This is a genomic window from Pseudonocardia sp. Cha107L01 (genome assembly GCF_052566575.1).
The window spans coordinates 2,532,126-2,557,370 of sequence record NZ_CP199579.1; the positions used below are offsets into that span (position 1 = coordinate 2,532,126).

23 protein-coding genes are annotated in these 25,245 nt (G+C 72.8%); 16 read left to right on the forward strand and 7 right to left on the reverse strand.

What is annotated here, in order from left to right:
- Positions 1–32: 32 nt before the first annotated feature.
- Positions 33–428 (reverse strand): ArsR/SmtB family transcription factor, encoded by a 396-nt coding sequence (locus tag ACTXG6_RS12115; protein ID WP_445187874.1) that lies wholly within the window; start codon positions 426–428, stop codon positions 33–35.
- Between the two features lie 254 nt (positions 429–682).
- Here ACTXG6_RS12115 and ACTXG6_RS12120 point away from each other — a divergent pair, with 254 nt between their 5' ends.
- From ACTXG6_RS12120 to ACTXG6_RS12130, 3 genes are all read left to right on the forward strand, one after another.
- Entirely contained in the window at positions 683–874 is a 192-nt protein-coding gene (locus ACTXG6_RS12120; protein ID WP_445187875.1) for a CsbD family protein, read from the forward strand.
- Between the two features lie 116 nt (positions 875–990).
- Positions 991–2,820 (forward strand): metallophosphoesterase, encoded by a 1,830-nt coding sequence (locus tag ACTXG6_RS12125; protein WP_445187876.1) that lies wholly within the window; start codon positions 991–993, stop codon positions 2,818–2,820.
- A gap of 127 nt (positions 2,821–2,947) precedes the next feature.
- On the forward strand, positions 2,948–3,400 hold the full coding sequence (locus ACTXG6_RS12130) for a GNAT family N-acetyltransferase (RefSeq protein ID WP_445187877.1): 453 nt from the start codon (positions 2,948–2,950) through the stop codon (positions 3,398–3,400).
- On the opposite strand, the gene ACTXG6_RS12135 is transcribed toward ACTXG6_RS12130, so the two are convergent.
- The gene (locus tag ACTXG6_RS12135; protein ID WP_445187878.1) at positions 3,397–4,182 is read right to left on the reverse strand and encodes a methyltransferase domain-containing protein; all 786 of its coding nucleotides are present in this window, start codon (positions 4,180–4,182) and stop codon (positions 3,397–3,399) included. The two genes, ACTXG6_RS12130 and ACTXG6_RS12135, sit on opposite strands and share 4 nt — an antisense overlap.
- 38 nt (positions 4,183–4,220) lie before the next feature.
- On the reverse strand, positions 4,221–5,789 hold the full coding sequence (locus ACTXG6_RS12140) for a dolichyl-phosphate-mannose--protein mannosyltransferase (protein WP_445187879.1): 1,569 nt from the start codon (positions 5,787–5,789) through the stop codon (positions 4,221–4,223).
- A gap of 97 nt (positions 5,790–5,886) precedes the next feature.
- Between ACTXG6_RS12140 and ACTXG6_RS12145 the strand changes: the two genes are divergently transcribed.
- Positions 5,887–6,855: an endonuclease domain-containing protein gene (locus ACTXG6_RS12145; RefSeq protein WP_445187880.1), complete on the forward strand. Its 969-nt coding sequence runs from the start codon at positions 5,887–5,889 to the stop codon at positions 6,853–6,855.
- Positions 6,856–7,030: 175 nt separating this feature from the next.
- Positions 7,031–7,930 (forward strand): 16S rRNA (cytidine(1402)-2'-O)-methyltransferase, encoded by a 900-nt coding sequence (gene rsmI / locus ACTXG6_RS12150; protein WP_445187881.1) that lies wholly within the window; start codon positions 7,031–7,033, stop codon positions 7,928–7,930.
- 11 nt (positions 7,931–7,941) lie between these two features.
- On the opposite strand, the gene ACTXG6_RS12155 is transcribed toward rsmI, so the two are convergent.
- The gene (locus tag ACTXG6_RS12155; protein WP_445187882.1) at positions 7,942–8,973 is read right to left on the reverse strand and encodes an LLM class flavin-dependent oxidoreductase; all 1,032 of its coding nucleotides are present in this window, start codon (positions 8,971–8,973) and stop codon (positions 7,942–7,944) included.
- 56 nt (positions 8,974–9,029) lie between these two features.
- Positions 9,030–10,445, reverse strand: coding sequence for an esterase-like activity of phytase family protein (locus ACTXG6_RS12160; protein ID WP_445187883.1), 1,416 nt, complete (start codon positions 10,443–10,445; stop codon positions 9,030–9,032).
- Between the two features lie 173 nt (positions 10,446–10,618).
- On the opposite strand from ACTXG6_RS12160, the gene ACTXG6_RS12165 reads away from it, so the two are divergent.
- Positions 10,619–11,392 carry a VOC family protein gene (locus ACTXG6_RS12165; protein ID WP_445187884.1) on the forward strand — a complete coding sequence of 258 codons (774 nt, stop codon included), beginning with the start codon at positions 10,619–10,621 and terminating at the stop codon, positions 11,390–11,392.
- Positions 11,393–11,417: 25 nt separating this feature from the next.
- Here ACTXG6_RS12165 and ACTXG6_RS12170 read toward each other — a convergent pair whose 3' ends face one another.
- Positions 11,418–11,996 carry a MarR family winged helix-turn-helix transcriptional regulator gene (locus tag ACTXG6_RS12170; RefSeq protein ID WP_445187885.1) on the reverse strand — a complete coding sequence of 193 codons (579 nt, stop codon included), beginning with the start codon at positions 11,994–11,996 and terminating at the stop codon, positions 11,418–11,420.
- Between ACTXG6_RS12170 and ACTXG6_RS12175 the strand changes: the two genes are divergently transcribed.
- From ACTXG6_RS12175 to ACTXG6_RS12215, 9 genes are all read left to right on the forward strand, one after another.
- The gene (locus tag ACTXG6_RS12175; RefSeq protein ID WP_445187886.1) at positions 11,988–12,077 is read left to right on the forward strand and encodes a hypothetical protein; all 90 of its coding nucleotides are present in this window, start codon (positions 11,988–11,990) and stop codon (positions 12,075–12,077) included. The two genes, ACTXG6_RS12170 and ACTXG6_RS12175, sit on opposite strands and share 9 nt — an antisense overlap.
- 66 nt (positions 12,078–12,143) lie before the next feature.
- Positions 12,144–13,937, forward strand: coding sequence for a methionine--tRNA ligase (gene metG / locus ACTXG6_RS12180; protein WP_445187887.1), 1,794 nt, complete (start codon positions 12,144–12,146; stop codon positions 13,935–13,937).
- An 85-nt stretch (positions 13,938–14,022) separates the two neighbouring features.
- On the forward strand, positions 14,023–14,877 hold the full coding sequence (locus ACTXG6_RS12185; protein ID WP_445187888.1) for a TatD family hydrolase: 855 nt from the start codon (positions 14,023–14,025) through the stop codon (positions 14,875–14,877).
- A gap of 144 nt (positions 14,878–15,021) precedes the next feature.
- Positions 15,022–16,146: a transglycosylase family protein gene (locus ACTXG6_RS12190; protein ID WP_445187889.1), complete on the forward strand. Its 1,125-nt coding sequence runs from the start codon at positions 15,022–15,024 to the stop codon at positions 16,144–16,146.
- A 7-nt stretch (positions 16,147–16,153) separates the two neighbouring features.
- Positions 16,154–17,041, forward strand: coding sequence for a 16S rRNA (adenine(1518)-N(6)/adenine(1519)-N(6))-dimethyltransferase RsmA (gene rsmA, locus ACTXG6_RS12195; RefSeq protein WP_445189981.1), 888 nt, complete (start codon positions 16,154–16,156; stop codon positions 17,039–17,041).
- Positions 17,042–17,060: 19 nt separating this feature from the next.
- The gene (locus ACTXG6_RS12200) at positions 17,061–18,068 is read left to right on the forward strand and encodes a 4-(cytidine 5'-diphospho)-2-C-methyl-D-erythritol kinase (RefSeq protein ID WP_445189982.1); all 1,008 of its coding nucleotides are present in this window, start codon (positions 17,061–17,063) and stop codon (positions 18,066–18,068) included.
- Positions 18,069–18,090: 22 nt separating this feature from the next.
- On the forward strand, positions 18,091–19,965 hold the full coding sequence (locus ACTXG6_RS12205) for an ATP-binding cassette domain-containing protein (protein ID WP_445187890.1): 1,875 nt from the start codon (positions 18,091–18,093) through the stop codon (positions 19,963–19,965).
- Positions 19,966–19,988: 23 nt separating this feature from the next.
- Positions 19,989–21,230, forward strand: coding sequence for a serine hydrolase domain-containing protein (locus ACTXG6_RS12210; protein ID WP_445187891.1), 1,242 nt, complete (start codon positions 19,989–19,991; stop codon positions 21,228–21,230).
- 123 nt (positions 21,231–21,353) lie between these two features.
- A complete protein-coding gene (locus ACTXG6_RS12215) occupies positions 21,354–21,773 on the forward strand; it encodes a DoxX family protein (RefSeq protein ID WP_445187892.1) in 420 nt (139 codons plus the stop codon).
- Between the two features lie 220 nt (positions 21,774–21,993).
- On the opposite strand, the gene ACTXG6_RS12220 is transcribed toward ACTXG6_RS12215, so the two are convergent.
- The gene (locus ACTXG6_RS12220) at positions 21,994–23,343 is read right to left on the reverse strand and encodes a dipeptidase (protein ID WP_445187893.1); all 1,350 of its coding nucleotides are present in this window, start codon (positions 23,341–23,343) and stop codon (positions 21,994–21,996) included.
- A gap of 180 nt (positions 23,344–23,523) precedes the next feature.
- Between ACTXG6_RS12220 and ACTXG6_RS12225 the strand changes: the two genes are divergently transcribed.
- On the forward strand, positions 23,524–25,200 hold the full coding sequence (locus ACTXG6_RS12225) for a fatty acyl-AMP ligase (RefSeq protein ID WP_445187894.1): 1,677 nt from the start codon (positions 23,524–23,526) through the stop codon (positions 25,198–25,200).
- The last annotated feature ends 45 nt before the right edge of the window (positions 25,201–25,245 follow it).

A 25,245-nucleotide genomic window follows, 5' to 3' on the forward strand; every position in this document is an offset into this window, starting at 1 on the left:
CGCTCAGGCAGGTCCGACGAGCACCGGTCGGCTCAGGCTGGCCGGTGCTCTTTGCTGTGTCCGTGTACCGCGTCCGCCGGGCCGGCGGGCAGCTGCCCGAGCAGGGCCGGGATGGCGTCGTCGGTCAGGTGGTAGTGGATGGTGCGCCCGTCCCGGCGGGTGGCCACCACACCGTGCGCGCGCAGCAGCCGCAGCGCCTGCGACACGGTGCTGTCCTTCACCCCGGTCGCCGCGGCCAGGTCGGAGACGCAGATCTCGCCGGCGTGCTGGATGCACAGCAGCAGCGCCAGCCGGGTCTGGTCGGCCAGGAGTGCGAACCGGGTGACCCAGTCGTGCAGTGCATCCGGGTCCGGCAGGTGCGCGATCGCCTCACAGACCCGGTCGCCGTCGACGATGGTGTGCGGGTCATTGGGATCCAAAAGGTGCACGGCTCCATTCTGGCCTGATCCGCGCTCCGGTGTCGGTTGCGGTCCGGATCGGGGGGATCGGGCGCTGTACGGCGGCAGGTGTGACGACCCTCACGGAAGTCGCGGCCCCGGGCTTGACCTGCGGCAACGGCGTACCGGACAGCTCATTCCCTCGGCTGCAACGTTGAAGGGTTTCGTTCGAACCCGCGCTGGTAACCCTTCAGCTGTGCAGCCGGGCGCCACCAGCCCGGCCAAAGACCAGGAGGCGACTCGGGATGGGCTTCATCGACAAGGTGAAGAACAAGATCGACGAGACGGTGGGCAGGGCCAAGGAAGGCACCGGCAGGGCCACCGACGACCGGCACCTCGAGTACGAAGGCAAGGGCGACCAGGCGAAGGCGAACCTGAAGCAGGCCGGCGAGCACGTCAAGGACACCGGCCGCAAGCTGGGCGATGCTTTCAAGTAACGGCTTTCAAGTAACGGCTTTCAAGTAGCCGCTCCGCGGTACCCCCTAGACGGTTCCCCCACCGGCGGACCCCCGCTCGCCCACCGGGCGGGTGGGGGTCCGTACTTTTTGCGTTCATGCCGCAGTTGCCCAGCCCCGGCGCGGAACCGCCCGCGCGCCCCCGGTCCGACCAACCCGCCGACCTGGGCTTCACCCCGCGGCCGAGGGTGCGGTGGCTGGCGCCCGGGATGCTGGCCCGCACCGGCCTCGCGGTGGCCATCTCCGAGGTGTTCGGCGCTTTCGCGGACCGGCGTGAGCTGCAGCGCGCCGAGTCGGGGGCGCCGCTGGACCTGTCGACCGGGAACGCGGCGACGGGGAACGCAGTGACGGGGAACGCGGCGAGCGGCGCCGGGGACGAGTTCTGGCTGGACTACGTGGCCGACATCGGCGATGGCTTCGACGGTGCCACCACGGTGGCCAGCCAACTCGCCGCCGACGAACTCGAGCTGCCACTCGGCGACCGGAGCTACCCGACCCGGGCCGGCACACTGCTGGTCCTCGGTGGCGACGAGTGCTACCCGGTCGCGACCTCGGCCAACTACGCCGACCGGCTCGTCGGGCCGTACCGGATGATGCTGCCGTGGAGCGAGTCGCCGCGCTGGCTGCTCGCGCTGCCCGGCAACCACGACTGGTACGACGGGCTCACCAGCTTCCTGCGCCAGTTCTGCCAGCAGCGCTGGATCGGCGGTTGGAAGACGGTGCAGTCCCGCAGCTACTTCGCGGTGAAGCTGCCGGGAGGCTGGTGGCTGTGGGGGATCGACGTGGCGCTGGGAGACGACCTCGACAAGCCCCAGCTGGACTACTTCCGGGCGATCGCCAAGGGCCTCGGACCGGACGACTCGATCATCCTGTGCTGGGCGATGCCGTCCTGGGTGGAGTCCGGCCCGGAGAACCCGGAGGGCTACGCGCCGCTGGAGTTCTTCGAGCGCACGGTGATCCCGGACCGGGCCATGCTGCGGCTGTCGCTGTCCGGGGACCTGCACCACTACGCCCGCTACCAGGGTCAGGACGAGGCCGGTCAGCAGAAGATCACCGCCGGCGGCGGCGGCGCGTACCTGTACCCCACGCACAAGCTGCCGGACGAGTTGGAGCTGCCGCCGGCCGAGTCGCAGGACCCGAACAAGCGCCCACCGGTGCCGTACCGGCTCGAGCAGTGCTACCCGAGCAAGCAGACCTCGCGCGGGCTGCGCGCCGGCGTCGTGGGGCAGGTGTACCGCAACCCGGGGTTCTGGGCGGTGTCGACGGCGCTGTACCTGGTGATCGGGACGACGCTCGGGCGGGCGTTCCCGTTCCTGGGCCGGGATCGCTGGTGGGTGGCCAGCATCCCGGCGCTGCTGCTGGCGCTCGTGCTGGTGGCGGGGGTGTGGCTCGGGCTGGATGCGTTCAGCGGCGTCGGCCGGCGGCGGAACCCGCTGCGTCGGCGGCTGGTCGGCGGCGGCCACACCCTGGCCCACCTGCTGGTCATCGTGGCCACCGTGATCGGTGTCGAGCTGGGTACGGCCGCGGCCGGTTGGGAGTCGCCGTGGCCGTCGGTCGCGATGCCGGTGGCCGAGGCGCTGGTCGGTGCGCTGCTCGGTCAGCTGGTGGTCGGGCTGTACCTGCTGGTGGCCGACGGCATCGGGCCCGGGGTGAACACCGACGAGCTGTTCTCCGCGCAGGCCATCCAGGACTACAAGTGCTTCCTGCGGATGCGCATCGCGGCCGACGGGACGCTGACCGTGTTCCCGGTGAAGATCGAGCGGGCGGTGCGCTGGAGCTTCTCCCCGGAGGACGGGCCGGGCGCGGACCGGCGGTGGTTCCGGCCGGCGGACGGCGTGGAGCCGGTGGCCGAGTTGATCGAGGAGCCGATCGTGGTCACCAAACGCCCGGTACCGGACAGTTCGCGGCGTTCCGTCAACCCGGTCTGAGCCGGGTGCGACACCTCGTTGTTGATCATGTGTCGATTTGTGACGTGACGAACTGCGGTCGGTCGTTGTCTGATAGTAATCATGGGTGCACGGAACGTCGGATCGTCCCGAGGTCGAATTTCGGGCCATGGAGTATCGCGCCGCCCGTCAGGGCGTGTTGCGGTTGATGGCGGAGCTCGCCGGCGCTGAACTGCCGGGACACCCGGACCTGGATCTGCCGGAGGGCACGGAGCTCGAGCCGGTCAGCCGGGGCCTCTTCGTGATCGCCTACGTCAACGGTCAGCCGGCCGCGTCCGGCGGGTACCGGACCTACCCCGGCGACCAGAGCGGTGCGACCGCCGAGTTCGTCCGGATGTACGTCCGCCCCGGGTCGCGGCGCTCCGGCGTCGGGCGGGCCCTGCTCAGCGAGCTGGAGGAGCTGGCCCGCGACGACGACTACCGCCACGCGGTGCTCGGGGTCGCCGCCGAGCAGCGCGGCGCGCAGGCGTTGTACGAGATCAGGGGCTACCGGCGGGTCCCCGGCGACCAGGATCCCCAGGGCCGCTACACCTACCTCAAGGACCTCCCGGACGGGGACTAGTTTCCCTGTGCGGTGGCGACGAACAGGTAGCGGTTGAGGCTGAAGAAGTAGTCCTCGCCCAGCGTGACCAGGTCGTCGGCCCATGCGGTGACGTCGGCGGCGGTGAGCCCGTCGCGGCCCGGTACGAAGGCGGAGATGAAGCCGATCAGCCCGGCGCTGTAGGTGTCGGCCCGGTAGCCGGCGTTGAGCAGCGGCAGTACCGAGCGGTGTGTGGTCTCGAACCCGGCTTCGGTGAGCAGCCCGGTGAGCCGGCGCGGCAGGTACGGGTCGGCCAGGTGCTGGTCCCAGGCGGTGAGCACCCGGCGCATCCGGTCCGGGTCGCCGCTGCGCCAGACGATGGAGTCCCAGTCGGTGTCCAGCACCAGCAGCCGCCCGCCCGGCCGCAGTACCCGGCGGGCCTCGGTCAGCGCCGCCGCCACCTCGGCGACGTACTCGTACACCTGGGTCACGGTGACCACGTCGAAGGACCCGTCCGGGAAGGGCAGGGTGTTGGCCTCGCCGGCGCTGAACTCGACCGGTGCCGACGTTCCGGCCGGCGCCGGCCCGGTCGTACGGGCGATGGCCAGCATGTGCTCGCTGATGTCGACGCCGTGCACCGTGCCGCCCGGCCCGACCAGCTCGGCCATCTCGCGGGCCAGGTAGCCGGGCCCGGAGCCGATGTCGAGCACCCGCTCGCCGGCCAGCAGGTGCAGCGCGGCGCGGATCGCCGCGCGCTGCGCCACGATGTCCGGCGTGGTGTAGGTCGCCGCCAACCGCCGTGAGGTGGCCTCGTCGAACCGCATGGCGCCCTCCCTCGTACCCGGCTGACCGAGTGCCCGGCTCACCGCCACGACGGCAGCCACATCTCCGCGTCCCAGTGTGCCGGGGTGATCGAGTCACCGACCATGACGGGCCACAGCCAGGCGAAGTTCGCCACCGCCAGCCCCAGGTAGATCGCCACGATGAGCAACCCGGTGGACCGCCGCTCGACGCCGCCCCGGGCCCTGCCCAGGATCTCGCCGAGGCACAGCGTGAGCGCGAGTACCAGGAACGGCGCCATCGGGGTGGCGTAGAAGAAGTACATCTGCCGGTCGATGTCCAGGAACCAGGGCAGGTAGCCGGCGAGGTAGCCGACCAGGATCGCCGCGTAGCGCCAGTCGAACGCGGTGACCGCCCGCCAGAGCGCCCAGCCCAGCGCCGCCGGGCTGGCCCACCACAGCACCGGGGTGCCGATCAGCATGGTGGCCGCGACGCACTGGCTCTCGCCGCAGGCCTGCCCGCTGTTCGTGTAGTAGTAGAGCATCGGGCGCAGGCCCATCGGCCAGGTCCAGGGCTTGGACTCCCACGGGTGCGGGCTCGTGTGCGAGGTCTTCAGGCTCGTGTGGAACGACAGCACGTGGCCGCTGTAGTACCAGAGCGAGCGCAGCCCGGCCGGCACGAACGAGAACGGCCCGCCGGTGCCGATCTCGCGGCCCACCTCGTACCGGTCGGTCGCGGTCTCACTGGCGAACCAGGCCCACCAGGCGGCCAGGTAGGTCAGGATCGGGATGGCGGCGAGCGCCCACAGCGCCGGCCCGACATCGCGGACGAACACCCCGGCCCACGGCCGGCGCACCCCGGCGGAGCGCCGCGCGCACAGATCCCAGACGACCGAGAGCACGCCGAACGCGGCCACCCAGTAGACGCCGTCCCACTTCACCGCGCTGGCCATGCCGAGCAGGACGCCGGCCGCGAACCGCCACCAGCGCACCCCCATCCGGGGGCCGAACGGCGAGTCGTGCACCCGTCCCTGCGCCACCACCCGGGCCATTCGGGTGCGCATGTCGTCCCGGTCCACCACCAGCGCGCCGAACGAGGCCAGCACGAACAGGGTCAGGAAGATGTCCAGCATCCCCATCCGGGACTGCACAAAGCTGACCCCGTCGCAGATCAGCAGCACTCCGGCCACCACACCGAACAGGGTGGACCGGGTCAGTCGGCGGGCGATCCGGACGATGAGCAGCACGCAGATCGTGCCGGCCAGCGCCGCCGACAGCCGCCAGCCCACCCCGTCGTAGCCCTGCCACCACTCGCCGAGCGCGATCAGCTGCTTGGCCAGCGGCGGGTGCACGACCAGCTCGTAGGCCGGGTTGTCCTCGACCCCGCCGTTGCGCAGCATCTGCCAGGCCTGCGGCACGTAGTGCTTCTCGTCGAACACCGGGGTGCCGTCGTCGGTGGGGTAGCCGAGCCGGTAGAACCGCAGGATCCCGCCGATGATCGCCAGCGTGATCGCCAGCAGCCAACTGAGCAGCCGGTCCTGCGGCAGCGGGCGGTCCAGTGGGAATGCGGCGGAGCCGGGGCGCGCCGGCAGTGGTGGCCGGCCCACTGGCCATGCGCCACCCCGGGCCGTCCGCTGAAGCACGCTCACCACGGGGACCGATCGTAGAGGGTGACCGGATCCGGGGGCTGAGAGTAACGCCAGTCTCAGTTGATCGCGCCGTCTACCAGCCTGAGGTTACTCTCAGTGGGTGACTTCGGAGCGTGACGTGTTGGGCGAACCATTTCGGGGCACCGAGGCGCTCGCCGCCGGGCTGCTGACCCGGGCGCGGCTCTACGGTCCCCGGTACCGGCGGGTGTACCCGGACGTCTACCTGCCCGCCGACCGCGAGCTGGACCTGGCGACCCGCTCGCGGGCGGCCTACCTGCTCGTCCGGGACCGGGGCGGGGTGCTGGCCGGGTACGCCGCGGCGGCCGTGCTCGGGGTGGACTGCGCGCCCGACGACGCGCCGGCCGAGGTCCTACTGGCCACCAACTCCCGCCCGCACCCGGGGCTGCTCATCCACCGGGGCACCGCGACGGGCGCCGACCTCACCGTGGTCGGCGGCGAGCAGGCGGGCGGACTGCGGGTCACGTCGCCGCTGCGCACGGCCTGGGACCTGGCCCGCCGGTTGCCACTGGTGGAGGCGGTGGTGGTGGTCGACGCGCTGGCCGGGTGTGTTCGCGGTGGTGGTGGGGCGGCTGGCGGTGACCCGGCGGCCGGCACAGGTGCGGTGACTGGCGGAGGTGCGGTGGCCGGCGGGTTCGCGCCGGCGGAGTTGCTGGCCAGGCGGGCGGCTGAGCCCGGGGCGCGGGGGTCGCGGCGGCTGGTCGAGGCCGTCGCGCTGGCCGACCCGCGCGCCGAGTCGCCCCCGGAGACACGGCTGCGGGTGGCGCTGATCCGGGCCGGCCTGCCGAGGCCGGAGGTGCAGTTCCCGGTACTCGACGAGTACGGGTTCGAGCTGGCCAGGGCGGACCTGGCGTATCCGTCAGCGAAGCTGGCCATCGAGTACGACGGCTCGACCCACTTCGAGCCGAGTCGGGCGAGGCGGGACCGGGAGCGGGACGGCGAGCTGGCCGGGATCGGCTGGCAGACACTGCGGCTGGCGGCCGACGACGTCAGCATCGGGATGCTGCAGACCACGCAGCGGGTGGCCCGGCTACTCGAGCTGCGCGCCTAGGGTGCCGTACCGCCCGGCGCCGAGACCAGTCACGAGTCGAAAGTAACTGCAGTCCTGTTCAATCATGAAACAAGCCGTACTGGGGTTACTCTCGACGGCGAGAAGTCGGACCAGGCCCCGGACTGCGCGAAGGCGCCCGGCACGGCGTCACAGCGGTGCCAGTTAGGCTGCTGGGATGCGGGACGGGGACTCAGCTGATGTCGAGCCGAGTGGTCGGCTGCTGCTGGCCGCCACCCCGCTCGGTGATCCCCGCGACGCGTCCGCCCGGCTGCTCACCGCGCTGGCCAGCGCCGATGTGATCGCCGCCGAGGACACCCGCAGGCTGCGCAACCTGGCCAACGCGCTCGGCGTCAAGATCAGTGGTCGGGTGGTCAGCCACTACGACGCTGTGGAGGCGGCCCGCGCGCCCGTGTTGGTCGACGCGATACGGCAGGGTCAGACCGTGCTGGTGGTCACCGACGCCGGCATGCCGTCGGTGTCCGACCCTGGGTTTCGGCTGGTCAGCGCCTGTGTGGCGGCCGACCTGCCGGTGACCTGCCTGCCTGGGCCGTCGGCGGTGACCACCGCGCTGGTGCTGTCCGGGCTGCCCTGCGAGCGGTTCTGCTTCGAGGGCTTCGCGCCGCGCCGGCCGGGGGAACGGCGGCGCTGGCTGGCCGCGCTGGCCACCGAGCCCCGCACGGCGGTGTTCTTCGAGTCGCCGCGCCGGCTGGCCACCACCCTGGCCGACGCCGTCGAGGTGCTCGGCGAGGACCGCCCGGCGGCGGTCTGCCGGGAGCTGACCAAGACCTACGAGCAGGTGCTCCGGGGCTCGCTCGCCGAGTTGGCCAAGTGGGCCACCGACGGCGAGGTGCGCGGCGAGATCACCGTGGTGGTGGCCGGCGCGGAGCCTTCGGTCGCGCCGTTGGACGCGCTGGTCGCCAGGGTCCGCGAGCGGGTCGACGGTGGCGAGCGGATGAAGGACGCGGTCAGCGCGGTGGCGGCCGGCTCGGGGGTACCGAAGCGCGAGCTCTACGCGGCCGCGGTATCCGAGGAGTCCGCGGAGTCCGCCGAGGACGGCGCCCTGTCCGACGACTGAGCCTGCCCGCTCTACTGGGCCGGGCCGCTCGCTGGCGCCGGCGGGGTCAGCTCGGCGAGCTCGGCGATCAGCTCGTAGCTGCGCCGCCCGTCCGCCGGGTCGTGGACCATGGTGGCGATCATCAGCTCGTCGGCCTGGGTCTGCTCGAGCAGCGCGGTGATCCCCTTGAGCACGGTGTCCGGTCCGCCGATGATCTGGTTGGACATCCGGTCGGCCACGAACGCCTTCTCGACCTCGTTGTAGTCGTAGGCCGCGGCCGTCTCCGGGCTCGGCATCGTGGTGGGCTTGCCCTGGCGCAGCTGCAGGAACGACAGCCCGCCGGGGCCGGCCAGGTAGCGCGCCCGCTCGTCGTCCTCGGCGGCGACCACCGAGGCGCAGACCATCGCGTAGGGCTCCTTGAGCCGCGCGGATGGGCGGAACCGCTCCCGGTACAGCGCCAGCGCGGGCAGCGTGTTCGCCGCGCTGAAGTGGTGTGCGAAGGCGAACGGCAGCCCGAGCAGTCCGGCCACCTGCGCGCTGTAGCCGCTGGAACCCAGCAGCCAGACGTCCGGCGGGTTGCCGAGCGCGGGAACCGCGTGCACGCCGCGCTCGCTCGGTCCGGTGAAGTAGCCCATCAGCGCGGTGAGCTCCTCGGGGAAGTCGTCCACCGAGAGCCCGTTGGCGCTGCGCCGCAGCGCCTGCGCGGTGACCGAGTCGGTGCCCGGCGCGCGGCCGATGCCCAGGTCCACCCGCCCGGGGTGCAGCGCCTCGAGCATGCCGAACTGCTCGGCGACCACGAGCGGTGCGTGGTTGGGCAGCATGACGCCGCCGGAGCCGACCCGCAGGGTGCTCGTCGCGGCGGCCAGGTGCGCGATCAGCACCGGCGGCGCGGAGCTGGCGATCCCCGGCATGTTGTGGTGCTCGGCCACCCAGAACCGCTGGTAGCCGAGCTGCTCGGTGCGTCGGGCCAGCTCGATGGTGCCGTTCAGTGCGGCGCCGGCGTCCGAGCCGGTGCCGATCACAGCGAGGTCGAGTACGGAGAAGGGGATGTCAAAGCGCGCCACCTAAGGAACAACGCCGGGCCGCGCCCAGACCTTCCCGTGTCCCAGCCCTGGAAGCCTCAGCCCAGGTGCAGCACCAACAACCGGGACGGGATGCCCGAGTCGCGCAGCCGCCCGTCCGGGCCGAGCGCCTTCTTGCCGTCGGTCATGCCGAAGTCGTTGTCGTTCGCGACCACGATGGTGTGCTGGTCGCGCACCGCGATCCCTTCGACCTTCTTGGGCAGGCCGGGAACCTTGGCCGTCAGGTCCAGCAGCAGCGTCTTGACCATTGGCTTGACCGAGGACGCCGCGAGGTCGGCCTGCTCGAGCGCCGGGCTGTGCCGAGGGTCGTCGAACGGGCCGCCGAGCACGTTGGTCGCCCCATCGAGCTTGAGCAGAGACAGTTTCGCCACGTCGTCGGTGCGCTCGTCGACCAGCAGTGTGTCCGGGCCGAACCAGGCCAGGCTGCTGATCTTCATCTCGGACTGGTCGCCGTCCGCGCCCGGGTCGAACCCGGTGACGTCGGCCAGCGGGCAGACGTACTCCGCGGTGGCCCGGCCGGTCGCGGTGTCGAAGGCAATCACCCGGACCACCTTCGACTGGCCGCCCGCGTCGTCGTTCGGCAGGGCCAACGGGCTCTGCAGCGCCGCGTACAGCGTGTGGCCGTCCGGGTTCATCGCCAGCGACTCGAAGCCCCGGTTGATCTGCCGGTGCCCGAGGATGGCGGGCAGGGTCGGGTTGACCGGATAGTCGGCGCCGGGCAGCACGAGGCCGGCGGGCACGTACCGGGCCAGCACGGTGCCGGTCGCGGAGACCCGCAGGATCGACGGCGAGTACTCCTCGGACAGCCAGAACTCGCCGTTGGCGGTGCGGACCATGCCCTCGGTGTCCAGCCCGGACGGGTTGACCGCCAGCCGCTTGCCGGCGGTCCAGTCGTACGGCGGTTCGTCGCGGCTCTCCGAGTTGGACAGCCCGGTCACCGGCCGGCCACTGGCGGTCTTGATCGGGATCGCCTGCTCGATGTGCAGCGCCTTGCCGGTGACGCTGACCCGCAGGATGGCCGGGTCGAACCCGGGGACCGGGAACGTGCGCCGCTTGTCGCCGTCCACCTTGATCTGCCCGTTCGGGCCCCGGTCGGTGACCATCCAGTACTGGTTCGGGGCGTCCGCCGGGTAGATGTCGCTGCCGATGCCGCCGAGTGTGACGCCCTGGTCGTCGCCCACGGTGCCGGGCAGCAGGCCGTTGGAGAACTGGGCGAGCGGGGTGCGCGGCAGGGTCGCGTCGGTGGTCACCGCCGGCGCCGGCTGATTCGGCCCGGCCGGTATCGGGGGCCGCGTCGAGGCGTCCGACAGCGGCGGGACTGCCGATGGGGAGGCCGGCGCCGGAACCGGGGCCGATGCCGGTGGGGCGGCCGGGGTCGGCGCACAGCCGGTCGCGGCGGCGAGCAGCGCGGCGACGGTCAGCGCGATGCCGGCCAGCACAGGGCGAGGTCTCATAAGCGATCACACTGACATCCCATGTTGAACTCTGGGTGACTTCGGGCGGGTCCGTTTTGCGCGACCGACCGAGGACAGGTCCAACGCCACCCGAAAGGCGGCGCGGGTTGTCGGGGGTCGATGCTTTGATGGGCGACCCCATCTCCGGGCGGTTTTTCCGAAAGGTGCAGGCCATGCCCACTCGAGACATCCCCTGGCCCGTCGGCACTCCCAGCTGGGTCGACATCGCGGTCCCGGACGTCGACGCGGCGCTCGCGTTCTACGGTCCGGTCATCGGCTGGAGCTTCGTCGACACCGGCGACGAGTTCGGCAACTACCGGATGTGCCAGGTCGACGGGCGTGCCGCCGCCGGCATCGGTCCACAGCAGTCTCCCGAGCAGCCCACGGCCTGGCTGATCTACCTCGGCTCCGACGACGCGGACGGCACCGTCAAGCTGATCACGGACAACGGCGGCACGGTGCTGTTCGGGCCGACCGACATCGGTGAGATCGGCAGGATCGCGGTCGCCCTGGACAACACGGGCGGCGCGTTCGGCGTCTGGCAGGCCAAGAGTGAGGTCGGCGCCGAGGTCTACAACGAGCCGGGTTCGCTGGTCTGGGAGGACTGCCGCCTCACCGAGCCGGAGGCCGGCAAGGCGTTCTACACCGCCGTGTTCGGCTACGGCTACGAGGCGGTGCCCGGTGCGCCGGGCGACTACAGCGCATTCACGGTGAACGGCGAGGTCGCCGGCGGGATCGGCGGCATGACGGGCGTCCCGGAGGGCACCCCGAGCCACTGGATCCCGTACTTCTCGGTCGCCGATGTGGACGCGTCGGTGGCCGCCGCGACGAGCGGTGGCGGCGCCGTGCTGCACCCGGCGGAGGACACCCCGTTCGGGCGGATGGCGCTGCTGACCGACCCGTTCGGCGCGGTGTTCTCGGTACACGGAGAGATCGAGGAGGCTTAGGCGCCCTCGGGCGGGGGGCGGGTGGTCACGGCGATTCGGGCGCCTCGCCGTGGCCGCCCCGGTCGGCGGCGGCCAGCAGCGCGGTGAGCTCGGCCGGGTCAGGCAGCGGATCGGTGCGGCCGGTCACGTCCCGCAGCGCCGCCCAAAGCGCCTCGAACCGCTCCGCGCCGAGCCGTCGCAGCCAGCTCAGGTGCACGCGTGCCGAGGCGGCCCGCAGCTGGTCCTCCACGTCGCGCCCTGCCTCGGTGAGCCGTACCAACATGGCCCTGGCGTCGGCCGGGTCGGGCTCGCGGTGCAGGTACCCGTGCCGTTCCAGGTGACCGACCAGCTCGTGCATGGACTGCTTCGTCATGCCTGAGCGGGCGGCCAGCTCGGTCACCCGGACCGCCTCCAGCGACCCGGCCCGGAACACCCGTAGGTGCGCGGGCCGCAGCTCGGGGTGCCGCGGCGCGACCTCGGCCATCGTCTCGGCCAGCCCGGCCTCCACCGCGAACCGCATCAGGCCGACCGCCCGCACCGACCAGCCCGCGCCGCCGCTGTCGTCGCGGGTGGGGTTCGCGGGCTGCCCGGCCGGGGTCGCCCGGTGCGGTTCCGGATGCTGCACGTCTTCGAGTTCCGGGGCGGGCGGATCAGCCGGGAGAACGTCTGGATGGACGCCGCGACGGTGCTGGCGCAGCTCCGGTGACCCGGGGCGCCCGTTAGTGGCGATGCCGGAGATACCCGGTGGCGCGGTGCGCATAGGCTGGTCAGCATGAGTTCCCGCGTGCTGACCGCCGTGGCGTGGCCCTACGCCAACGGCCCCCGGCACATCGGCCATGTTTCCGGTTTCGGTGTGCCCTCCGACGTCTTCTCCCGCTACCAGCGGATGGCGGGCAACCAAGTTCTGATGGTGTCCGGCACCGACGAGCACGGCACGCCGATCCAGGTGCAGGCCGACGCCGAGGGCCTGACCGCCCGGCAGCTCGCGGACAAGTACAACCGGGTCATCGTCGAGGACCTGCAGGGGCTCGGGCTGGGCTACGACCTGTTCACCCGCACCACCACCAGCAACCACTACCAGGTGGTGCAGGACCTGTTCCTGGCGCTGTACCGCAACGGATACGTGGTGGCCAAGACGGCGATGGGCGCGATCAGCCCGTCCACCGGGCGCACCCTGCCGGACCGCTACGTCGAGGGCACCTGCCCGATCTGCGGCTACGACAGTGCCCGTGGCGACCAGTGCGACAACTGCGGCAACCAGCTCGACCCGGCCGACCTGATCAACCCGCGGTCGAAGATCAACGGTGAGACCCCGAAGTTTGTCGAGACCGAGCACTTCTTCCTCGACCTGCCCGCGTTCGCCGAGTCGCTCGGGAGCTGGCTCAGTACCCGCACCGACTGGCGGCCGAACGTCATCAAGTTCGCCACGAACCTGGTGAACGACCTCAAGCCGCGGGCGATCACCCGAGACCTGGACTGGGGCGTGCCGATCCCGCTGGACGGCTGGCGGGACCAGTCGATGAAGCGGCTCTACGTCTGGTTCGACGCGGTGATCGGCTACCTCTCGGCCTCCGTGGAGTGGGCCCGTCGGTACGGGCAGAGCCCCGATGCCTGGAAGCAGTGGTGGTGCGACCCGGCGGCCACCGGCTTCTACTTCATGGGCAAGGACAACATCGTCTTCCACTCGGTGATCTGGCCGGCGCTGCTGCTCGGGCAGAACGGCGCCGGGGACCGGGGCGGTGAGCCCGGCGCGTTCGGCACGCTGAACCTGCCGGACGAGATCGTGTCGTCGGAGTTCCTCACCATGAGCGGCTCCAAGTTCTCCACCTCGCGCGGCACGGTGATCTACGTCCGGGACTTCCTGCGTGACTTCGGGCCGGACGCGCTGCGCTACTTCATCTCGGCGGCCGGCCCGGAGAACCAGGACACCGACTTCACCTGGGACGAGTTCGTCCGACGGATCAACTTCGAGCTGGCCAACGAGTGGGGCAACCTGGTCAACCGGTCCGTCTCGATGGCGCACAAGAACGTCGGCGCCATCCCGAAGCCGGTCGCGCCCACCGAGGCCGACGCGGCGCTGCTGGCGACCTCGAAGGCCGGGTTCGACACGGTCGGCGACCTGCTCGCGCGCAGCCGGTTCAAGCAGGCGCTCGGCGAGGCGATGCGGGTGGTCGGCGCGGCGAACAAGTACATCTCCGACCAGGAACCCTGGAAGCAGAAGGACGACCCGGACCGCCGCGACACCATCCTGCACACCGCGCTGCAGGTCGTACAGGACGCGAACACGCTGCTCACGCCCTTCCTGCCGCATTCCGCGCAGCAGGTGCACGAGGCGCTCGGCGGCGCCGGGGTGTGGGCAGCGCAGCCAAAGATCCACGAGGTCGACGACCTGGGGGACGGCCCGGCGTACCCGGTGCTGACCGGCGACTACGCCGGCGAGCAGGCTCGCTGGGCGTCCACCCCGATCGAGGTGGGCCGGCCGCTGCGCAAGCCGTCGCCGCTGTTCACCAAGCTCGACCCGAAGCTCGGCGAGACCGGCCCCGAGTGGGCGCCGATCCAGCCGTGAGGACGGCGGACCGGGATAACCCCTGCTCAGACGTCGTGAGTGGCGAGTGGTCCGAGAGGACCACTCGCCACTCACGGGGTGTCGGGTGAGCGGGGCGTACGGGCGGCGGGAGCGGCCGCCGGCCCCGGAACCGTTGCCCGGCGCCGGCACCATCGACTCGCACACCCACCTGGACGCCTGCGGCTGCGTGACCGCCGAGGATGTGCGGGCGGCGATGGACCGGGCGGCGGCGGTCGGCGTGCACACGGCGGTCACCGTGGCCGACGACATGGACTCGGCGCGCTGGGTACTGACCGCCGCCGCGGCGGACCGGCGCGTGGTGGCCGCCGTCGCGCTGCATCCGACCAGGGCGAACGTGCTGGACGAGGCGGCCCGCGCGGAGATCGAGAAGCTGGCCGCGGCGCCCCGGGTGGTCGCGGTCGGCGAGACCGGGCTGGACTACTACTGGCCCGAGCACGACGCCGACTGTGCCGACCCCGGCGTGCAGCGTGAGGCGTTCGCCTGGCACATCGACCTGGCCAAGCGGCTCGGCAAACCGGTCATGATCCACGACCGGGACGCGCACGACGACGTGCTGCGCGTGCTGCGCGAGGAGGGCGCACCGGAGCAGGTGATCTTCCACTGCTTCTCCGGGGACGCCGAGATGGCCCGGGCGTGCGCGGACGCCGGCTACTACATGTCGTTCGCCGGGCCGGTCACCTTCCGTAACGCGGTGGCGCTGCGGGAGGCCGCGGTGCTGGCGCCGGCCGAGCTGCTGCTGGTCGAGACGGACGCCCCGTTCCTCACCCCGCACCCGCACCGGGGCCGGGCCAACGAGCCGTACTGCCTGCCCTGGACGGTGCGCGGCATCGCGGCGGCCCGGGGCGTCGACGCCGAGGTGGTCGCCGAGGCCACCCGGGCGAACGCCGAGCGGGTGTTCCGCCTCGCCGAGCTGGCCTGAGCCGCTACACCGGGTGACGCCATCCGCACAAGGCCGCCCCAGCGGCTACTCCGTTCGGCGCACTGCTCGTCAAACGCCCACGGGGTCCGTCGGCGCCTCGTTACGGTCCCGTGATCACTCCGGTAGGACACGGGACGGGACGCTGTGTACCGACGGCCGCTGGACCAGGCGCTGGTCATCGCGCTGTTCGTGGCCATGCTGCTGGCGAGCCTCGCCGCCGTCGCGCTGAACAAGTCGATCACGATCACGGTGGACGGCACGGACCGCACGGTGCACACCTTCGCCTCCGACGTGCGGGGAGCGGTCGAGGCGGCCGGCGTGGCGGTGGGCCCCCGGGACCGGCTGGAGCCCAGCGGCGGCACCTCGATCGACAGCGGTGACCACATCATCCTGAAGCGGGCGCGCGCGCTGACCCTGGTCGAGGACGGCTACCGGAGGCAGTTCTGGACCACCGCCGCCTCGGTACGCGACGCGCTGGCCGGCCTCGACCTGGATGCCCAGCCGACCGTGCTCTCCGCCGCGCCGAGCACCCAGATCCCGCTGGACGGCCTGTCGCTGGAGATGACCGTGCGACGCACGGTGACCGTGGTCGACGGTGCCAGGCCCGCGCGGCGGGTCACCACCGACGCGGCCACCGTTCGCGCGCTGCTGGACGACCTCGGCGCGCCCCTGCGGCCGGCCGACATCACCATGCCCGACCCGGACACCCCGCTCGAGGACGGCGACCGGGTCCAGGTGGTGCGCAACGGTGACGGCGAGATCACCGTGATCACGCCGATCCCGGCGCCGGTCGTCGAGGTGCCGGACGCCAAGCTCGCCAAGGGACAACGGGTCGTACGGGATCCGGGGCGCCCCGGGCAGCTCGCGGCGGTGTACCGGATACTGGTGCGTGACGGCACCGAGATCGCCCGGCGGAAGGTCAAGGGCGGGGTGGTCACGGAGCCTCGGCCGCGCGTGGTGCGCATCGGTACCAACCCGGACGCGGTCGCGCCGGCGGTGGCGTTCGGTGCGGTGTGGGATCGGCTGGCCGCCTGCGAGTCCGGGGGCAACTGGCAGGCCGACACCGGCAACGGCTACTACGGTGGCGTGCAGTTCGACAGACAGACCTGGCGGGCGAACGGCGGTACCGACTACGCCCCCACCGCGAGCCAGGCTAGTCGTGAGGAGCAGATCGCGGTTGCCCAGAAGGTCCGGGACTCCCGAGGCGGGTACGGCGCGTGGCCGGCCTGCTCCCGCAAGCTCGGGCTCTCCGGGGACACCGCCCCGTGAGCCGGTGCTGACCCCCGACTCGCGGCTGCTCGGCCCGGCGGACGTCCGCGCGCTGGCCGCCGAGCTGGGGCTGCGGCCGACCAAGCGGCTCGGGCAGAACTTCGTGCACGACGCCAACACGGTGCGCCGGATCGCCCGCCTCGCCGAGCTGGAGCCGGACGAGGTGGTGCTGGAGATCGGCCCGGGGCTCGGCTCGCTGACCTTGGCGCTGTTGCCGGCCGCCGCCTCGGTGCTCGCGGTCGAGATCGACCCGGTGCTGGCCGGAGCACTGCCGGCGACGGTGGCCGCGCGGGCGCCGACGCTGGCCGACCGGCTGACCGTGCTCACCGAGGACGCGCTGCGGCTGCGCCCCGAGTCGTTGCCGCGCCCGCCGACCGCGGTGGTGGCCAACCTGCCCTACAACGTCGGCGTGCCGGTGTTGCTGCACGTGCTCGAGGTACTCCCGTCGCTGCGGCACGGGCTGGTGATGATCCAGTCCGAGGTGGTGGACCGGCTGGCGGCGGGCCCGGGTGGCCGGGAGTACGGCGCGCCGAGCGTCAAGCTGGCCTGGTACGCCGCCGCCCGCCGTGCCGGTCCGGTGCCGCGCGCGGTGTTCTGGCCGGTGCCCGGGGTGGACTCGGCGCTGCTGTCGGTGCGCCGCCACGCCGAGCCCACCGGTCCGGAGGCGATGCGGAAGGCGGTGTTCGCCGTGGTGGACGCGGCGTTCGCCCAGCGCCGCAAGTCGCTGCGCGGCGCGCTGGCCGGGTGGGCGGGCTCGCCGGTGGCCGCGGAGCAGGTGCTGCGGGCGGCGGAGGTGGACCCGGGCACGCGGGCGGAGCGGCTCTCGGTGGCGGAGTTCACCAGGATCGCGGCGGCGCGCGGACCGTGTGGGCCTGCCGCCGGTACGCGCACGTAGAGTGATCGACGTGCTCGCCATCGTCCCGCCGCCGGTCACCGTGCGTGTCCCGGCGAAGGTCAACCTCCATCTCGCGGTCGGTGAACCGCGCGAGGACGGCTTCCACGACCTGGTCACGGTGTTCCACGCGGTGAGCCTGTTCGACGAGGTCACGGTGGCCGCCACCGACCAGCCGGGTGTCGACGTACACGGCGAGGGCGGGACCGGCAGCCCGGTCGAGGTGCCCACCGACGAGCGGAACCTGGCCTGGCGGGCGGTGCTCGCGCTGGCCAAGCTGGCCGGTCGCGACCCGGACGTGCGGGTGGTGCTGCGCAAGGGGATCCCGGTGGCCGGCGGCATGGCGGGTGGCAGCGCGGACGCGGCCGGCACCCTGGTCGCACTGTCCGCGCTGTGGAAGCTGGACCTGCCGCGCGACCAGCTCGCCGCGCTGGCCGCCGACCTGGGCAGCGACGTCACCTTCGCGCTGTACGGCGGAACCGCGCTGGGCACCGGTCGGGGCGAGCAGCTGGTACCGGTGTTGAGCCGGCACCCCCAGCACTGGGTGATCGCGCTGCACCACCGGGGCCTGGCCACCCCGGCCGCGTTCGCCGAGCTGGACCGGCTGCGCGGGCTGTCCGGCTCGCCCACGGTGCCGCCCCGGGCCGGCGGTGTGGAGCCGGTGCTGGAGGCGCTGGCCACCGGCGACCCACGCCAGCTCGCGCTGCTGCTCAGCAACGACCTGCAGGCCGCCGCGGTGAGCCTGGAACCCACACTGCGCCGTACCCTGCGCGCCGGGGTACAGGCCGGTGCGCTGGCCGGCATCATCTCCGGCTCCGGCCCGACCTGCGCGTTCCTGTGCTCCGACGCCGAGACGGCGGTGAGCGTGGCGACCGAGCTGTCCGGCGCCGGGGTGTGCCGCACGGTGCGGGTGGCGCACGGCCCGGTGCCCGGCGCCCGGGTGGTGGGCGACGACGAGCTCGGTCCGAACGGGGCGCCGCCCCCCGGCCCGCCCACCCCGCCGTACTTCCCGCCGCCAGCCCGAGCTTGAGACCGAAGGGCCCGCCCAACTGATGGCCGACGGAACGAACCTGATCAACTTCGAGGCGGTCACCGCGACCGTGCCGGGGGATGGCTCCCGGGTACTGCTGGACCGCGTGTCGCTGGGGGTGGCCGCCGGCGAGCGGATTGGCGTGGTCGGTCTCAACGGCGGCGGCAAGACGACCATGCTCGACGTGCTCACCGGCGCCCGCGAACCGGACGGCGGCCGGGTCAGCCGGATGCGCGGCGTGCGGATCGCGGTGGTCGGCCAGCACAACATCCTGCCGGCCGGTGCCCAGGTGCGTGACGTCGTGCTGGGTCCGCTCGGGGTGACCGCCGACTCGGCCGACCACGAGTGGGCCGCCGACCCCCTGATCCGCTCGGTCCTCAACGGCCTGGGCATCACCGACCTGGACCGCACCGTGGACGGCATGTCCGGCGGCGAGCGGCGCCGGGTGTCGTTGGCCGCCGCCCTGGTGGCCGAGTCCGACCTGATCGTGCTCGACGAGCCCACCAACCACCTCGACGTGGAGGGCATCGCCTGGCTGGCCGAGCACCTGGTCGCCCGGCGCTGCGCGGTGCTGGTGGTCACCCACGACCGGTGGTTCCTGGATGCGGTGTGCACCCGTACCTGGGAGGTCGGCGGCGGCGACACGGCCGGCCGGGTGGAGTCCTACACCGGCGGCTACGCGGACTGGGTGTACGCCCGCGCGGAGCGCGCCCGCCAGTCCGACGCGGCCGAGGAGCGGCGCCGCAACCTGGCCCGCAAGGAGCTGGCGTGGCTGCGCCGGGGCGCTCCGGCGCGGACGTCGAAGCCGAAGTTCCGCATCGAGGCGGCCGAGGTACTGATCGCCGACGTGCCGGACCCGCGCAACGCCCCCGAGCTGATGGCATTCGCCTCGGCACGCCTGGGCCGCCAGGTGCTGGAGCTGGAGGACGCCACGCTGCGGGTGCCGGACCGCACCCTGCTGGACCGGGTCACCTGGCGCCTGGGCCCCGGTGACCGGATCGGGCTGGTCGGGGTGAACGGGTCGGGCAAGACGACGCTGCTGCGCGCCCTCGGCGGCGAGCGCGAGCTGGACGGCGGCCGGCTGGTGACCGGCAAGACGGTCCGGCTGGCGCACCTGACCCAGGAGCTGGTCGACCTGCCGGCCAGCCAGCGGGTGCTGGAGGCGGTCGAGGAGATCGCCCGGTTCGTCACCGTCGGGCGCAACGAGCTGACCGCGTCCTCGATGTTGGAGCGCCTCGGTTTCCCGGCGGCCCGGCAGTGGACCCCGGTGGGCGAGCTGTCCGGCGGCGAGCGGCGGCGGCTGCAGCTGACCCGGCTGCTGATGGCTGAGCCGAACGTCCTGCTGCTCGACGAGCCGACCAACGACCTGGACATCGACACGCTGCAGCGCCTCGAGGACCTGCTCGACGGCTGGCCGGGCACCCTGGTGGTGGTCAGCCACGACCGGTACCTGATCGAGCGGGTCTGCGACACCGTGGTGGCGCTGTTCGGCGAGGGTCGGATCACCCACCTGCCCGGTGGCATCGAGGAGTATCTGAAGCGCCGGGCCGCGCTGCCCACGCCGGCCGGCCCGGCGGCCATGTCGTCACCGGCCCGGTCCGAGGGCCGATCCCCGGCGGGATCCCCGGCGCGGCAGGCGGCACGGTCGGCCGGCGAGCCCGCCCAGCCCGCGGCCAGCTCCGGCGAGCGCCGCGACGCGCAGAAGGAGGCGCGGCGGCTGGAGCGGCGGCTGGAGACGCTGAACACCCGCGAGGCCAAGCTGCACACCGCACTGGCCGAGGCCGCCACCGACCCGCCCCGGCTGCTCGAGCTGGACGCCGAGCTGCGTGCCCTGGTGGCCGAGCGGGCCACGGTCGAGGAAGAGTGGCTGCTCGCCGCCGAAACCGCCGAAGGCTGACCGCGCTACCTGGGAGGCTCGCCGTGACTGACTACGAAGGGTTTGTCGAACCCGGCTACGAACCGGTGGCGCGGCTGTTCACCCGGCTGTTCCGCTCACCACGCCGCGGCGGCGGTTCCTTCGTCGTGCGGTACCGGGACCGCACCGTCGTCGACATCTGGGGTGGCGTGGCGGACCCGGGCACCGGCCGCCGGTGGCAGCGCGACAGCCTCGGGCTCTCCTTCTCCACCACCAAGGGCGTCGCGGCCACCGTGATCCACCGGCTCGCCGACCGCGGGCTGCTCGGCTACGACGAGCCCGTCGCGGCGTACTGGCCGGAGTTCGCCGCCGGCGGCAAGGGCCGGCTCACCGTCCGGCACCTGCTCACCCACCAGGTCGGGCTGGACAAGCTCGCGCCGATCGCGCCGAACGGCGCCGCGATGCTGGACCATCTCGCCGCCGAACAACGCCTCGCCGCGCACACCCCCGACCACCGGCCCGGCACCTCGGCGTACCACGCCATCACCTTCGGCTGGCTGCTCGCCGGGCTGGCCAGGGCGGTGACCGGTAAGGGCATGGCGGAGCTGGTGCAGACCGAGGTCAACGAGCCGCTCGGCATCGACGGGCTGCACATCGGCCGCCCCCGCACCGGCCAGCAGCAGCGGGTCGCCGCCACGGTGGGGCGGTTCCGGCCGCTGTCGCCGCTGGTGTCGCGGCTCGGCTTCGCGCCGTTCCCCGGGGTGCTGCCGCCGCGCCGCGGCCTGGAGAGTTTGTTCGTACCCGGTGTGCACGAGCTGTTCCAGGGGCCACGGCCGGCGATCCTGGACACCGAGATGCCGGCGGCCAACGGTGTGTTCAGCGCCGAGTCGCTGGCGGTGCTGTACGGCGCGTTGGCGAACGACGGCGTCGCGGGCGGCAAGCGGCTGCTGTCCGGTGCCGCGGTCCGCGGCCTCAACCGGGTGCACACCCGCGCCCCGGACCGCTGCCTGGGCATCCCGATGTTCTGGCGGCTGGGCTACCACCAGGCGTTCGTGCCCGGGGTCTGGCTGCCGAGGGCGTTCGGGCACTTCGGCTACGCCGGCTCCGGCGGGTGGGGCGACCCGGTGTCCGGGATGTCGGTCGCCTTCGTCAGCAACCGTATCTACCCGGTGACGACCGCCATGGGCGATCTCGCGCTGACCCGGCTGAGTCGCCTCGCGGTCGCGGCCGTCCGGCGCGCCGAGGGCCGGGACGCCGCGCTGCCCAGGCCGGCCCCGCTGCCGGACGACCGGCGTTCCGCCGGGTAGCGGGGAATTTCGGAGCCGGCCCGGTTAGTTTGCCGGGCGCTGTCGGTCTGCCCCGTTGTTGTTCGACGCACTGACGAACGCCGGGATCGACCCGGCGCGGGCCGCCCCGGAAGGACCATCCCGATGACCACAAACACCGACTCCGCCGCCCGGACCGACGTCCCCAGCCGCGCCGCTGCCCGCACCGGGTTGGTGCTCACGGTCGTGGTCGGCCTGTTCCTGCTGTTCGACTCCGTCACCAAGCTGCTGCGGCTGCCGCCCGTGGTGGCAGCCACCGTCCAGCTGGGCTTCCCGGCCGGTCAGGTCGCGGTCATCGGCGGGGTGCTGTTGGTCTGTCTGGTGCTGTACCTGGTCCCGCGCACCGCCGTGTTCGGCGCGGTGCTCCTGACCGGTTACCTCGGCGGCGCGGTCTGCACCAACATGCGGGCCGAGCTGCCGTTGTGGGGCTACGTGCTGTCCCCGGTGTACACCGGCGTGCTGGTCTGGCTGGCGCTGTACCTGCGCAGCACCGCACTGCGGCGGCTGGTCCGCGGCGGCGGCTGACAGCGGCGCCGGCGTCTGGCGCCTGCACACCCAGCCGCGCGGGCAGTGGGACACCGAACTGCTTTACAGCGGGCTCGCCCCGGCGGCGGGTTGAGGCCGCTCACCGGGTCAACGGGTGAGCAGCGCGAAGCCGTCCTCGGCCGAGAGTGCCCGCCCGCGCTCGATCGCCTCGGCCAGTCCGGCGGCGCCGAGCGTTGCGGTGACCCCGGCCAGAGTGCAGCTACTTCCCGGCGCTACCGAGTTCCGCGAGCAACAGTGCCTCGGCGAGCACCGCGTGACCGAACATGCCCAGGTGCAGGCTCTCGTCGATGCCGTGCCAGCGGCTCTTCGGGTCGCCGACGCCGGTGACCAGCACCGCGGCGCCGGGGAAGGTGCGGGCGAACTCCCCGATGAACGGGATGGAACCGCCGATGCCGACCTCGACCGCGTCGTTGCCGTAGGCGGCCGAGAACGTCCGCCGGGCCGCCTCGTACACCGCGCCGACCGGGTCCAGCTCGAACGGGTCGGCGGCGGCTCCCGGGGTCACCGTCACGGTGGCGCCCCACGGCGCGTGCCCGGTCAGGTGCTCGGTGAGCGAACGCTGCGCCACGGCCGGGTCCTGACCCGGCGCCAACCGCATGCTGACCGCCGCGCGCGCCGAGGGCAGCAGCACGTTCGACGCCTCGGACACCTTCGGCGCGTCGATGCCGAGGACCGCGATCGCCGGCTGTTGCCACAACCGCTCGACCAGTGTCCCGGTGCCGAGCAGCTCGACGCCCTCGAGCGCGGAGGCGTCCGCGCGGAAGGTGGCCTCGTCCAGGTCGGGGGCGTCGGAGGTGTTGTGCACCAGACCCGGGATCGCCACCCGGCCCTTGTCGTCGTGCAGCGTGGCCAGCAGCCGGCACAGCGCGGTCAGCGCGTCGCCGAGCGGGCCGCCGTACACCCCGGAGTGCGCCGGGCGCTCCAGCATCTTGACCTCGACCGTGCAGTCCACCAGGCCGCGCAGGCTGGTGGTCAGCGCCGGCACGTCGACGGCAGGGTTGGACGAGTCGGCGATGATGATCACATCGGCGGCCAGCTTCCGGTGGTGCTCGGCGAGCAGCGCGGTCAGCGTCGGTGAGCCGGACTCCTCCTCGCCCTCGATGAACAGCGTCACGCCCACCGGCAGGCCGCCGGGCAGCGACCGGAAGGCGCGCAGCACCGCCAGGTGCGTCATCACGCCGGCCTTGTCATCCGCCGCGCCACGCCCGTACAGCCGGCCGTCCCGCTCCGTGGGGGTGAACGGCGGGCTGGTCCACTTCTCGTCGCCGCCGGTGGGCTGCACGTCGTGGTGCGCGTACAGCATCACGGTCGGCGCGCCCTCCGGAGCGGGCCAGTGCGCCACCACCGCGGGGGCGCCGCCCTGCGCCGCGAGGATCTCGACCGACTCGGCGCCGGCGCCTCGGGCCAGCTCGGCCACCGCCTCGGCGCTGCGCCGGGTGTCCTCGCGGTGTGCGTGGTCGGCCCAGATGCTCGGGATGCGGACGAGATTCTCCAGGTCAGCGCGGGCCTGGGCCATTTCCTGATCAACAGCGCTGCGCAAGTCGGACACGCCTCCGAAGCTTAGTCGCAGATTCGCGCGATGCCAGATCATTGGCATCAGCCGGATCAGCCAACCGCTCGCTCGACACACCCTGTGAGGGGTATTGGTCGCCATGGCAACCAATACCACTCACAGCGGTGGGCTCAGATCCCGCGCGCACGTAGCTACTCGCCCGTAGGCTGCGGACCTGTGAGCCGATTTGTTGATCTGCTGCTGCACAGCGCCGCCGAGTCGCCCCGGGGCATGACCACCGGTGAGCCGCGCGATCCGGTCCGGCGGAGCTGGGCCGAGGTCCACGCGACCGCGCTGCGGATGGCCGCCGACCTGATCGATGGAGGATTGGCACCGGGTACCGCGGTGGCCGTGCTGGCCGGTGAGCCGGCGTTGATCGCGCCGGCGGCGCAGGCGGTCTGGCTGGCCGGCGGCAGCGTCACCATGCTTCACCAGCCCACCCCGCGCACCGATCTCGCCGCCTGGGCCGAGGACACGGTGCAGGTACTGGGGATGATCGGCGCCGGGATGGTGCTGCTCGGGCCGCCGTTCGACCCGCTGGCCGATGTACTCACCCAGCGCGGCATCACGGTCCGCCCGATCGCCGAGCTGGGTGCCGCGTTCGCCGACGTCGACCCGCCGGTACCCGACCTGCCGCACGGCGAGGACGACACCGCGCTGCTGCAGCTGACCAGCGGCTCGACCGCCGAGCCGAAGGCGGTCCGGATCACCCACCGCAACCTCTTCGCCAACCTGACCGCGATGGTGCAGGCCTCGGAGCTACGCAGGGAGCGGGACGTCATGGTGTCCTGGCTGCCGCTGTTCCACGACATGGGCATGGTCGGGTTCCTGACCGTGCCGATGACCGTGGGCCTGGAGTTGGTCACCGTCACCCCGGTGGACTTCCTCAGCCGCCCGCTGCTGTGGGCCGAGCTGATCAGCAAGTACGGCGGCACGGTCACCGCCGCGCCGAACTTCGCCTACGCGGTGCTGGGCCGCCAGCTGGGCCGGGCCGACGACGGCGCTCTGGACCTGTCCAGCATGCGGTTCGCGCTGAACGGCGCCGAGCCGATCGACCCCGACGCGGTGGCCTCGTTCACCGCTGCCGGCGCCCGCTTCGGGCTGCGCGCGGAGTGCGTGGTGGCCGCCTACGGGATGGCCGAGACGGCGCTCGGGGTGTCGTTCGCGCCGGTCGAGACCGGGCTCGAGGTGGACACCATCGACGCGGACGAGCTCGAGGCGCACCGTCGCGCGGTGGCGGTCGACGTGCACGCCGAGCCGGACCGCGCGGTGCGCCGCTTCCCGCTGCTCGGCCGGCCGCTGCCCGGGCTGACCGCGCGGGTGGTCGACGACGAGGGGCGGGTGCTCGGTGACCGCGAGGTCGGCGCGATCCAGCTGAGCGGCGAGTCGGTGACCCCCGGCTACCTGACCGTGCACGGCCCGGTGGCCACCCAGGATGCGGACGGCTGGCTGGACACCGGCGACCAGGGTTACCTGACCGGCGGGGTGGTGGTGGTCTGCGGCCGGCTCAAGGACGTGATCATCATGGGCGGTCGCAACATCTACCCGACCGACATCGAGCGGGCCGCCGCCGAGGTGGACGGGGTGCGTGCCGGCAACGTGGTCGCGGTCCGGTTGGACGCCGGCAGCGGGGTGGGCACGTCGAAGCGGGAGTCGTTCGTCGTGGTGGTGGAGTCGCGCCGGGCCGGTGACACCGAGGCGGAGGAGCTGATCCGCAAGCAGGTCACCGCCCGGGTGGTGTCCTCGGTCGGGGTGCGCCCGGCCCGGGTCGTGGTGCTCGCGCCGGCCTCGTTGCCCAAGACGCCGTCCGGCAAACTGCGCCGCGCCGCCACCCGGGAACTGTTGGACGCCTGAGCGGGGAGCACGGCCGGCGGGTTGACCGGGCGACGGTTCAGCGGC